This window comes from Pseudomonas sp. QD4, assembly GCF_049199125.1.
Lineage (GTDB): Bacteria > Pseudomonadota > Gammaproteobacteria > Pseudomonadales > Pseudomonadaceae > Aquipseudomonas.
In genome coordinates this window covers 1775593-1786432 of sequence record NZ_JBLZOM010000001.1, presented here as the reverse complement: position 1 = coordinate 1786432, position 10840 = coordinate 1775593, and the positions used below count along the sequence as shown (strand labels likewise).

The 10840-nt window shown below is 64.8% G+C and carries 9 protein-coding genes; 7 read left to right on the top strand and 2 right to left on the bottom strand.

All coding sequences use genetic code 11. From position 1 onward, the window contains the following. Positions 1-257: 257 nt before the first annotated feature. Entirely contained in the window at positions 258-1052 is a 795-nt protein-coding gene (locus tag ACOZJV_RS07690; protein WP_421547257.1) for a DUF4349 domain-containing protein, read from the bottom strand. 179 nt (positions 1053-1231) lie between these two features. Here ACOZJV_RS07690 and ACOZJV_RS07685 point away from each other — a divergent pair, with 179 nt between their 5' ends. Continuing rightward, on the top strand, positions 1232-1642 hold the full coding sequence (locus ACOZJV_RS07685) for a PaaI family thioesterase (protein ID WP_078472725.1): 411 nt from the start codon (positions 1232-1234) through the stop codon (positions 1640-1642). Positions 1643-1669: 27 nt separating this feature from the next. Here ACOZJV_RS07685 and rtcR read toward each other — a convergent pair whose 3' ends face one another. Further along, positions 1670-3277, bottom strand: a complete 1608-nt coding sequence (gene rtcR, locus ACOZJV_RS07680) for an RNA repair transcriptional activator RtcR (RefSeq protein ID WP_421547256.1) — start codon at positions 3275-3277, stop codon at positions 1670-1672. 204 nt (positions 3278-3481) lie between these two features. Between rtcR and ACOZJV_RS07675 the strand changes: the two genes are divergently transcribed. The 6 genes from ACOZJV_RS07675 (at position 3482) to rtcA (ending at position 10837) form a co-directional block, all read left to right on the top strand. Next, positions 3482-5032, top strand: coding sequence for an RNA-binding protein (locus ACOZJV_RS07675; RefSeq protein WP_421547255.1), 1551 nt, complete (start codon positions 3482-3484; stop codon positions 5030-5032). 730 nt (positions 5033-5762) lie between these two features. After that, entirely contained in the window at positions 5763-6989 is a 1227-nt protein-coding gene (locus tag ACOZJV_RS07670) for an RtcB family protein (RefSeq protein ID WP_201130446.1), read from the top strand. Between the two features lie 4 nt (positions 6990-6993). Further along, positions 6994-8343, top strand: coding sequence for a PBS lyase (locus ACOZJV_RS07665; RefSeq protein ID WP_078472721.1), 1350 nt, complete (start codon positions 6994-6996; stop codon positions 8341-8343). A gap of 13 nt (positions 8344-8356) precedes the next feature. Next, positions 8357-8998 (top strand): hypothetical protein, encoded by a 642-nt coding sequence (locus tag ACOZJV_RS07660; protein WP_201130447.1) that lies wholly within the window; start codon positions 8357-8359, stop codon positions 8996-8998. Positions 8999-9010: 12 nt separating this feature from the next. Beyond that, positions 9011-9799 carry a nucleotidyltransferase domain-containing protein gene (locus ACOZJV_RS07655; RefSeq protein WP_421547254.1) on the top strand — a complete coding sequence of 263 codons (789 nt, stop codon included), beginning with the start codon at positions 9011-9013 and terminating at the stop codon, positions 9797-9799. Between the two features lie 9 nt (positions 9800-9808). Next, positions 9809-10837, top strand: coding sequence for an RNA 3'-terminal phosphate cyclase (gene rtcA / locus ACOZJV_RS07650; RefSeq protein WP_201130449.1), 1029 nt, complete (start codon positions 9809-9811; stop codon positions 10835-10837). Positions 10838-10840 lie beyond the last annotated feature (3 nt).

The following is a 10840-nucleotide window of genomic DNA, read 5'->3' as shown; positions in this document are numbered from 1 at the left end:
GCGATGGGCCATCCTTGGCCCAGCGCGGCTAACCGGGCGTCCTGCCGGGTTGCCCACGGCTCACTGCCTGCGTTCGGCCATCGTGGTTTAACGGGGCGCTGCAGATCAACATCAAGAGCAAGGCGGCGGCCCTCCGGCCGGCCTGGATCGATACCTGCGCGTCCCGTCCTTTTACTGACCAGCGCAGCCTCGTGCCTCGGCAGTGGCTACAGGCGATCTCCGCTCTGTAACCACTGCCACAGGCTCGCACCTCACTCTCAACTACGTCGACGCACAAACTTGCGCCACAGCCAGACCCAGATCAGCGCCAGGGGGAAGGCCAGGATTACGAAGGGCAGTGCGTGGCTGATTTTTTCCACTGCGCTGGCGGTGCCGTCTGCCAGGTTGCCGAGGATGTTGCTGAAGGCCTGGCGCAGGTTGGACATGCCTTCGCTGCTGTCGGTGGGTTCGAAGTTCAGGGTCAGGCGGTTGGTGTCCAGGCGTCGTTGCTGTCCGGCGGCGGCCTGGGCCAGGGCTTGCAGGTCGTTTTCGATGGCGGCCTGTTCCTTGCTCAGGGCAATCAGGTCGCTGACGGTGATATCGCGGCGCGCGGCCAGTTCGTCGAGGCGTTTTTGTTGTGCCTTGAGGCGTTCCTGCTGGCGTTGGACGTCGGCGACGGCGTCGGCCAGGTCTTCGGCGGTGGTCACTCGTTCGGCCAGTTGCGCGCCCTGGGAGGCGAGCTTGACGAGGGGCTCCACACCGTCGGGGACGATGCGCACAATCACTTGGGAGCGGTACTTGCCGTTTTCGATGCGCAGCACGTTGCAGGCCCCGAACTGGGCGTTTTCGCAGGCTTCACGGGTGGCGGTGAGGCGGGCGGACACCAGGTCGGCGGGCAGCGACAGGGTCAGTTGGTGTTCGTAGGCGAGCAGGGCGCCAGCCTTGCCTCGGGCGCCGGCGAGTTCGGCTGACGAGGAGTCGCCACCGCCGGAGCAGGCGCTCAGGGTCAGGCTGCTCAGCAGGACGAGGGCGAGGCGGCGCAGGGTGGTGGATTTGCCATCCGGGTGGTGCATGGTCGTTCCTTGAGATCGTGGGTCGTGGCGTTTTTTCTGGCGCGCATCTTACCGCTGATCGATAGGTTGGGAAGGGCTTTCGTCTGGCTTATCGGGTTTGATTTGCCGTCCTGATACAGCTGGGCAGCGGAGCCTGGGTGCACTACATATCAGGCACCTCTTTTTAAAGGATTCAGCCCATGGACGCCCCGGACATTCCCCACGGTTACAGCCCGCTGTCGCGCAGCAGCCCGTTACTGGAGCTGATCGGCCCGGTCTATAGCCGAGGCAGTGGCCTGCAACTGGAGATCGGCCTGCGCGCCGATCAACGCCACGCCAATGGTCGCGGCACGGTGCACGGTGGCATCATCGCCACCCTGGCGGACATTGGCATGGGCTACGCCATGGCGTTCTCCAGCGATCCGCCGTTGCCGCTGATCACCGCCAGCATGACCCTCGACTACCTTGGCGCGGTGCGGGTCGGGGAGTGGATCGACGTGCGCCTGGAACACTCCAAACGCGGTCGGCAAATGGCGTTCGCCACCGTCAGCCTGCACGTCGGCGATCGCCCCGTCGCCCGCGCCAACGCGGTGTTCGCCGTACCTCTGTAGCGGCTGCCGATAGGCTCGGCTACGGGTTCAGGGCTGGGTTTCGCTGATTTTTTTCCAGTCGATGTCGAAGCGGGCCAGGTATTTGCGCAGGCGGTCGGCGTCGTTGGGGGTGGCTTTGGCTTGGCGGGAGACGCCGAACAGCTGGCGGCCGGCGGCAGAGAGGCTGCCGGCCTGGCGGCAGACGCCGATCACGGCCTTGAGTTGCAGGCGGTCGAACAGGTCCAGTTGCAGCTCGTCCGCCAGCAGCGGCGCCAGGTCGTCGTGTTCCTGGGTCAGGCCCCAGGCATAGCGCAGGCGCTGGATTTCCTCCGCGACCTGGGCTTCGTCGATGCGGCCGCTGTCGGCCAGGGTTGCCATGCGCGTGATCGACGCCGACAGCTCGCGAAAGTTGCCCAGCCAGGCCGCCTCCCCGGAGCTGGCAAAGGCCAGGTAGCGGCGCCGCGCTTCGAGGTTGAAGCGCACCAGGCGCCCTTGTTCGCGGGCATGGCGCTCCAGCTCGAAATCGATGTTCGGCTCGATGTCTTCACGGCGTCCGGCCAGCCCTGGCAGGTCGAAGGTCCAGAGGTTGATCCGCGCATACAGGTCTTCGCGAAACAGGCCCTCGGCCACCCGCCCGCGCAAGTCGCGGTGGGTGCCGGCGATCACCAGAAAGTCACTTGCCACCTCCTGGTCCGCGCCCATGGGGAAGAAGCGTTTTTCCTCGATGGCCTTGAGCAGCATCGCCTGCTCGTCGGCCCCTAGTTCGCCGATTTCATCCAGGAACAGCATGCCGCCATCCGCCGCCCGCAACAGGCCGTCGCGGGCATTCTGCGCCCCGGTAAAGGCGCCCTTGATATGCCCGAACAAGGTCGACATGGCGCCGTCGCCGCGCAGGGTGGCGCAGTTGACCTCGACAAAGCGCCCCTCGACCTGATGCCGGCTGCGCTTGAGTTCGTAGATGCGGCGCGCCAGGAACGACTTGCCGGCGCCGGTCGGGCCAATCAGCAGCATCGGCGCCTTGGAGCGCACCGCGACCCGTTCGATCTGCTCGATGGAGCGGTTGAACGCGCTGTTGCGCGTGGCGATCCCGGACTTGAGAAACGCCAGGCCCTCCAGGCGCTTGTGGGCAAAACGCGAGGCGATGCGGTCGTAGCGCGACAGGTCCAGATCTATCAGCGCGTAGGTGCCGGTGGCCTGCTCGTCGAGGTTGCGCCGGCGGGACGGGGAGGTCTGGATCAGCCGCGCCGGCAGGTAGCGGGCCTCGGTCAGCAGGAACCAGCAGATCTGCGCCACGTGGGTCCCGGTGGTGATGTGCACCAGGTAGTCCTCGTGCTCGGTGTCGAACGGGTAGTCGGTGGTGAAGTCGTGCAGCGCGCCGTAGACCTCTTCGAAGTCCCAGGGGTTGCGCAGCTCCATGGGGTGCAGGCGCACCTCGGTCAGCGGCGAGACCTGGCGGATATCCTCGCGCACCCGTTCGGCCAGGCCGAGGTCGCGGGCTTCGGTGCCGTGGATCAGGTCCAGGCGATCCAGCAGCAGGTCGTCCTGCTGGCACAGGCCGACGCTGGGCCGCCAATGGCTCCAGCGATTGGCGCCCTTGCCGACGCGGTCGAGGTTGGAGCCGATAAAGCCGATGGCGACCGTGCGCTTGGCGAGCATGTTTATATCCTCGGATAAAAGGCGATATGAAAGGATAAATAAATCCAGGGTATTACGCTTGCCTAAAACACTGTTTAAATTCTTTTGTAAAAATAAAGCTATATAAATAAATAAGTTAAAAATAATTTCAGCCAAAAAAACAAACCTGGCACGTGCTCTGCAATATCTCTAGCAACGAACGAGACAACAGAGCGAGACGCCAAGATGGCCAACTTCAAGCTGTTCAACAGCCAACCGGCAACCCTGCCAGCCTGCGACACCTTGAACGCGGCCCAGGCCCCGGCCTACGCCTACAGTGCCAAGCACAAGCTGGCACAACTGGCAGTGACCGGTTGCCTGAACCAGACCTTTTACGCCTCGGCCGAAAGCCAACTGGCCGACGTGCTGCAACTGGTGGCCGAACTCGACAGCCGCTATGTGGCCAAGGCCGCGCTGTATGCCCGACGCAAAGGGCACATGAAGGACATGCCGGCGCTGATGCTCTCGGCCCTGACCGCACAACGTTCGGCCCTGGTGCCGGAGTTGTTCGAGCAGGTGGTGGACAACGGCAAGATGCTGCGCAACTTCGTGCAGATCCTGCGCAGCGGGGCCACCGGGCGCAAATCCCTGGGCTCGCAGCCCAAGCGGCTGGTGCAGAACTGGTTGAACAGCGCCAGCGAATACCAGCTGTTGCAAGCCTCGGTGGGCAACCAGCCGTCGCTGGCGGATGTGGTGAAGATGGTTCACCCCAAACCCAAGGAAGCCTGGCGTGCAGCGTTTTTCGCCTGGCTGATCGGCAAGCCGGTGGATATTGCGGCGCTGCCGGAGCTGACCCGTTCGCTGCTGATGTTTCGCAGCGGGGCCAGCACACAGATACCGCAGGTGCCGTTTCAGTTGCTGAGCAACCAGACCCTGAGCCCGGAACAATGGGTGGCCCAGGCGCGGAACATGGGCTGGCAGGCGCTGCGCATGAACCTCAACACCCTGGCGCGCAACGGTGCGTTCCAGGTGGCCGGTTGCGCCGAGTATGTGGCGGCGCGCCTGGCGGATGCCGAGGCGGTGGCCAAGGCCCGGGTCTACCCGTACCAGTTGCTGGCGGCCTACCGCATGGCCGGCGACGATGTGCCGCTGGTGGTGCGCGAGGCGTTGCAGGATGCCCTCGAGCTGTCGCTGGCCAACGTGCCGGCGCTGCAAGGTGCAGTGGTGGTGTGCCCGGATGTCTCGGGTTCGATGCACAGCCCGGTCACCGGTTATCGTCCGGGAGCCAGCACGGCGGTGCGTTGCATCGATGTTGCGGCGCTGGTGGCGGCAGCGGTGCTGCGCAAGCAACCGGCGGCGCGGGTGATGCCGTTTGAAGTGCAGGTGGTGGATATCTCGCTCAACCCTCGCGACAGCGTGATGAGCAATGCACAGAAACTGGCGGCCATCGGCGGTGGCGGGACCAACTGCTCGGCGCCCCTGGCCAGGCTGGCCGATACCAAGGCCAAGGTCGATACCCTGATCCTGGTCTCGGACAACGAGTCATGGATTGACGCCCGGCGCCGTGGTGCCAGCGCGACGATGCAGCAATGGGCGCGGATCAAGAAGATCAACCCGCAAGCGCGGCTGGTGTGCATCGATATGCAACCCGGCGCCACCACCCAGGCAGCGGACCGCGAGGATATCCTCAACGTCGGCGGCTTCAGTGATGCGGTGTTCGATGTGATCGCCCAGTTCACCGCCGGCCACTACGGTGCGCGGCACTGGGTCGAAGCTATCGAAGCGATGCAGCTCTGATCGTGGCAACAACAGTCGTCCGCCGCTGACCCGGCGGGCGCAACAGAAATTGATTTTCGGCGTGTGTGAATGCCGGCGGGACTACATTGACGGCGTCTCGCCAAACCCTTGTCACACGCACTGAAGGCACGAATGCCCGTGGCTGTACATCATGGATACGCCGGTTCGATTCCGGCTACTCAGTCACACCTTTTGTCGTGCCACCTATTTGCGGTTTTATGCGACGAATGCTTGTGGAACTACATCCCAGGTTCGTGATGCGGGTTCGACTCCCGCCGGTGGTTGAAAGACCGCCGTAGTTCAAGGGGCAGAACACCAACCACTGTTTCCACACACCCTTGTCGTCGCACCTTTTGACCCGCCTCGGCGGGAGGCAGCGAATGCCACAGGTACTCCATTGTGTCGCGGGTTCGAGCCCCGCCCCGGCAACGGGTAGCTCAGTCGGTAGAGCAAATGTGCCTGTCCCCTTGTCGCTGCCAGCAGGCCCCGGCTTGCAGGTTTTATCGATTGACCCGGCGAATGCCGGTGGAACTACAGAACAGCGTGGTAACGGGTTCGACTCCCGTGCGCCTCACGGCGCTAGCTCAACGGTAGAGCGTGCTGCAATGTTTCACCTGACCCTTGTCGCCGTTTATGCGGGCTTCGGCTTGCAGTGGTTTGCCTGACTGATTGAACGAAGCGTCTGAAAAATTTGTGCCGGATCGCCGGCCCACGGAAAAGAGTCGAGAACATGGAACACAAAACCTATCAATTGCTGGAAGTGGCCAACGGTAAGCCGATCAAGATGTGGACCCAGGGCGTGCCTGTGGAAAGCGAAGCCAAGCAGCAATTGATGAACACCGCGCAGATGCCGTTCATCTTCAAGCACCTGGCGGTGATGCCCGATGTGCACCTGGGTAAGGGGTCGACCATTGGTAGCGTGATCCCGACCCAGGGCGCGATCATCCCGGCGGCGGTCGGGGTCGATATCGGTTGCGGAATGATCGCCGCGCGCACCTCGCTGACCGCCGCCGACCTGCCGGATAACCTGCTGGGTCTGCGTAGCGCCATCGAGCAGGCCGTGCCCCATGGCCGGACCTCGCCCCGCAGCGGCCGCGATAAAGGCGCCTGGGGGGAGATTCCGCAGCAGGCCGACCAGGCCTGGGCGGCGCTCGATCCACGGTTCAAGGCCATCACCGACAAGTACCCGGCGCTGGCCAACAGCAACAACCGCAAGCACCTGGGAACCCTGGGGGGTGGTAACCACTTCATCGAGGTGTGCCTGGATGAGGCGAACCGGGTCTGGTTTATGCTTCACAGCGGTTCCCGTGGGGTAGGGAATGCCATCGGTAACCTGTTTATCCACCTGGCCCAGGCCGATATGCGCCAACATATCGCCAACTTGCCGGACCGTGACCTGGCGTACTTCGAGGAAGGCAGCCAGCACTTCGACGACTATGTCGAGGCCGTGGGTTGGGCTCAGGATTTCGCCCGGCAAAACCGCGAGCTGATGATGCTGGCGGTGATCAAGGCGACGCGCCAGGTGATCAGCAAACCGTTCGAAGTGGCGCTGGAAGCGGTCAACTGCCACCACAACTACGTGCAGAAAGAGCGGCACTTTGGTGAAGAGGTGCTGGTGACCCGCAAGGGCGCGGTGTCGGCGAAGAAGGGCGAACTGGGGATCATTCCAGGGTCCATGGGCGCCAAGAGTTTCATTGTGCGTGGCCTGGGTAACGAGGAAGCCTTTTGTTCCTGCAGCCACGGTGCCGGTCGCACCATGAGCCGGACCCGGGCCAAGAACACCTTCACCCTCGAGGACCAGATCCGCGCCACGGCCCATGTGGAGTGCCGCAAGGACGCCGATGTAATTGATGAAATACCGATGGCCTACAAGGACATCGATCAAGTCATGCACGCCCAGCGCGAGCTGGTGGAAGTGCTGCACACCTTGCGTCAGGTGGTGTGCGTCAAGGGATAAGAACATGGATTGCATCACCCAACTCAAGCAGCTGCGCAGCCAGTCATGGCAGCAGCGGCCCTATGAAGCCGATCAGCTCGACGAACTGATCGCCGCGCTGCAAGGCCCGGACGATCACCAGGGCTGGAGTGCCCTGAGTCAGTTCCGTTGGGGGTATGTGCGCGAAGTGGCGGTCCGGGCCCTGGGCCAGCGGCCCTCGGCCCAGGCTCTGGCGGCGTTGCTGCTGCGCCTCAATGACTGGGTGCCGCAGGTTCGGCAACTGGCCGCCGCGGCGGTCGAGCCCTACCTGCGCCGGGAGTACGTCGGCCTGCTGTTGCAGGCGCTGGGGCCGTTGATCGCCCTGGGCGACAAGCAGCGGGTGGATCACCTGGCGACCCTGACTGCGGCGCGTGCGGTGCTTCAGGCGCCCGAGGTGCGGGCCGAGGTCGAAGCGGCGTTCGTCAGCCTGCAAGGCAAGCCGGCGCGCTTTTTGTTCGGCTTGCTGCACGAGGCCACGGCGCAACCTGAGGTGCTGATCCGTCGGGCCCTGGTCCACCGCGACATGATGGTGCGCCAATTGGCGGTGGAAGCCTGCGCGGCATTGCCCCTGGAGCAGGCCGTGCCGTTGCTGGAGTTCGCCCTGCACACCCGGGGCGCCAGTGTCCGGGTCAAGGCCCTGCGCCGGTTGCTCGGTTTGGTGCAGGCGCCACAGGCGTACCTGCAACGAGCCCTGCTGGATGATTCGGCAGCCATGCGGTGCCTGGCCCGCTGGGCGGCGCCGCAATGGCAGGTGGAGGCGCGTCAGGTATTGCTGGCACGGCTGGCCCTGCCGGCGCCGGCTTCGCGCCGTGAATGGCTGGGGCTGGCGGGCCTGGCCCGGGAGCTGAATGAGCCGGCGGCCGAGCCGCTGCTGTGCCTGGCCCTGCAATCGCCCTTGGCGTCGGTGCGTCTGCAAGCACTGGAGGCCCTGGGCGAGCGCGGCCTGGAGCAGCAGCTGGCAGCCTTGGACGATGAGTCGGACAAGGTCTTCACGCGGGCGGTGGAGCTGTTGCGCGAACAACCCTGGCGGGACCTCGACGAGCCGCTGCGCCAGCGCCTGGATGCGGGCTGGCAAGGGTTGCCGGCACAACGCCGGGCGGCCCTGATGACGCTGTGGCCCCGGGGTTATCAGTTGCAGTACCTGCTGCAGCGTCATGCCCGGGCGGGAGCGGATCAGGCCTATTGGTTGACCTGTGTCCAGGGCTGGTGCCGGGGCCGTGTCACCCTGGCCGACGCGCATACGCCCAAGGCGTTGCGCGAGGCGTTGCTGCAACAACTGCAGACAATGGAAGAGGCCGCTGAACTGAGCCCCGGCACGGTCAGCCGCCTGCGTTAGAAAAGGATTGAGCGTGATCAGACAGACAACCCTGCTGCAGGGCATCGAGCAGGCCCATTGCGCCTCGCTGCGAAATCGCATGGACGCGGCCGGTTGCGTCTTCGAGTTCGTGCTGCTGGCGCCCGAGGCCGAAACCCGGGTGGACGAGGCCCTGCATCGCCAGGCCTTGCAGCAGTTGCATGAGCACCTGATGCACGGCCAGTTGGAGTGGCACCGGGCCTTGATCCAGAACCCGGAATACGCTCATCGTCCGCCGCCCAGCATGACCTGGGAACAGCATCGGGCCCAGGCCACGCCCCTGGCGGCGGAGCAGGTGCAGCGTTTGTTGCGGGTCGAGGAGGCGCCCCAGGAACCGCTGGAGCTCTACCACGGCTTTCGCCGGCCGCCCTATGGCACCCGGTTCAAGGGTGGGGAAGAGGAGGCCCGGGCACTGTTTCACGAGTGGTGCAACCTGCTGGGCCTGGAAGCCGCAGAGGGGGTGCAGGTGATCAATTGGGTCGACGGCTTTGTCCTCGACTGGCAGGACGGCGACGACAATCCGCCCTGGAGCGACTATTTCGCCAGCGGCCTGGAGTGGTGGGGGATCTGGTGCATGACGGTGTGGAACCCTCGGCGCCGGACCCTCAGTGCCCTGGTCGCCAGCGCGACTGATTAAAGGAAGAGCAACATGGATTTCGAACAGCGCCACCCCCTCGACGCCGCGATGCGCGAGCGGGTGCTGCAAGAGCTGGAACGCATCGAGCGCGAGCGCAACGTCAAGGTGCTGTATGCCTGTGAATCGGGCAGCCGCGCCTGGGGTTTTGCCTCCACCGACAGCGACTATGACGTGCGTTTTGTGTACGTGGAAAAGCCCGAGTGGTTTATCCAGGTCGACACCCCGCGGGACGTGATCGAACGCCCCCTGGACGACGAACTGGACGTCAGCGGCTGGGAGCTGCGCAAGACCCTCGGGCTGTTGCGCAAGTCCAACCCGACCCTGCTCGAATGGCTTGACTCGCCCCTGGTGTACCGCAGCGAAAGCGTCGCCACCCTGCGCCTGCGGGAGTTGGCCGAAGCCTTCTACAGCCCGCCGGCGGCCCGCAGCCATTACCTGTCGATGGCCAGGAAGAATTTTCGCGGCTACCTGCAAGGCGACAGCGTGCGCCTGAAAAAGTACTTCTACGTGCTGCGGCCGTTGCTCGCCGTGCGCTGGATCGACCAGGGCCGTGGCCGGCCGCCGATGACCTTCGACGACCTGCTGGGCACCGTCGACGATCCGGCGCTGCTGGCGGAAGTGGCCGAGCTGCTGGTGCTCAAGCGCAACGCCGATGAGGCCACCTATGGCCCACGACGCCCAGTCCTGCATCGGTTTATCGAAACGGAATTGGCGCGTGCGGTGCCCAAGCTGCCCCGCACCCAAGAAGACAACAGCGTGCTGGATGCCTACCTGAGACAGATGGTTGGCCACTACGCCTGAGGAATGGTGATGAAACAGGATGTGATTGAAATAGACGGCGCCATCGGCGGCGGGCAGGTATTGCGCAGCGCCTTGAGCTTGTCGATGGTGACCGGCCGTGGGCTGCGGATTAAGAATATTCGCGCCAGGCGCAGCAAGCCGGGGCTGTTGCGTCAGCACCTGACCTCGGTGCTGGCGGCGGCCGAGGTGTGCCAGGCCCGGGTCGAAGGGGCCGAGCTGGGTTCGCAGCAGTTGACGTTCGAACCCGGGGCGATTCGCGGTGGCGACTACCGTTTCGCCATCGGCAGCGCCGGCAGCTGCACCCTGGTGTTGCAGACGTTGCTACCGGCCTTGCTCCATGCGTCGCAACCCAGCCGGGTGACCATCAGCGGTGGCACCCACAACCCGATGGCGCCTCCCAGCGATACCCTGGAGCGGGCCTGGCTGCCGCTGCTGCGGCGCATGGGCGCGCAGGTCGAGCTGCAACTGCTGCGGCACGGTTTTGTGCCCGCGGGCGGTGGCGAACTGACCCTGTTCGTCCAGCCTTCGTCGTTGCAGCCTTTGCACCTGCCCCAGCGTGGAAAGCTGCTTGAGCAACGGGCCACGGCCTTGATTGCCGGCGTGCCGTGGCGCGTGGCCGAGCGCGAGCTGGATCGGGTCGCCAAGCGCCTGGGGTTCGCTGCCGAGCAGTTGCAGGTGAGCCAGATCGACCAGGAGCACGGCCCCGGCAATGTGCTGTTGCTGGAGTTCGCCTTTGAGCACCTCACTGAGGTCTTCAGTGCTTTTGGCCAGACCAGCGTGCGCGCCGAGACCGTGGCGGACCGGGTCGTCGACCAGGCTCGCGAATGGCTGCACAGCGAAGCGGCCGTGGCCGAACACCTGGCCGACCAGTTGCTGCTGCCGATGGCCCTGGCCGGGGGCGGCAGCTTTACCACGCCGCGCATGAGCGATCATCTGCGCAGCAACCTGGCCGTGATCGAGCGCTTTTTGCCGGTGCGCATCGAATGCCGGCAGCAGGCCGAAAACCTGTTGCTGGTGGAGTGCCGGCCCAGCGCCTGATTG

Excerpts from the sequence above, each read along its gene's own strand:
- ACOZJV_RS07670 (WP_201130446.1), top strand. The coding sequence starts at position 5,763 with ATGGAACACAAAACCTATCAATTGCTGGAAGTGGCCAACGGTAAGCCG.
- ACOZJV_RS07665 (WP_078472721.1), top strand. The coding sequence starts at position 6,994 with ATGGATTGCATCACCCAACTCAAGCAGCTGCGCAGCCAGTCATGGCAG.
- rtcR (WP_421547256.1), bottom strand. The coding sequence starts at position 3,277 with ATGCTCGCCAAGCGCACGGTCGCCATCGGCTTTATCGGCTCCAACCTC.
- ACOZJV_RS07685 (WP_078472725.1), top strand. The coding sequence starts at position 1,232 with ATGGACGCCCCGGACATTCCCCACGGTTACAGCCCGCTGTCGCGCAGC.
- ACOZJV_RS07675 (WP_421547255.1), top strand. The coding sequence starts at position 3,482 with ATGGCCAACTTCAAGCTGTTCAACAGCCAACCGGCAACCCTGCCAGCC.
- rtcA (WP_201130449.1), top strand. The coding sequence starts at position 9,809 with ATGAAACAGGATGTGATTGAAATAGACGGCGCCATCGGCGGCGGGCAG.
- ACOZJV_RS07655 (WP_421547254.1), top strand. The coding sequence starts at position 9,011 with ATGGATTTCGAACAGCGCCACCCCCTCGACGCCGCGATGCGCGAGCGG.
- ACOZJV_RS07690 (WP_421547257.1), bottom strand. The coding sequence starts at position 1,052 with ATGCACCACCCGGATGGCAAATCCACCACCCTGCGCCGCCTCGCCCTC.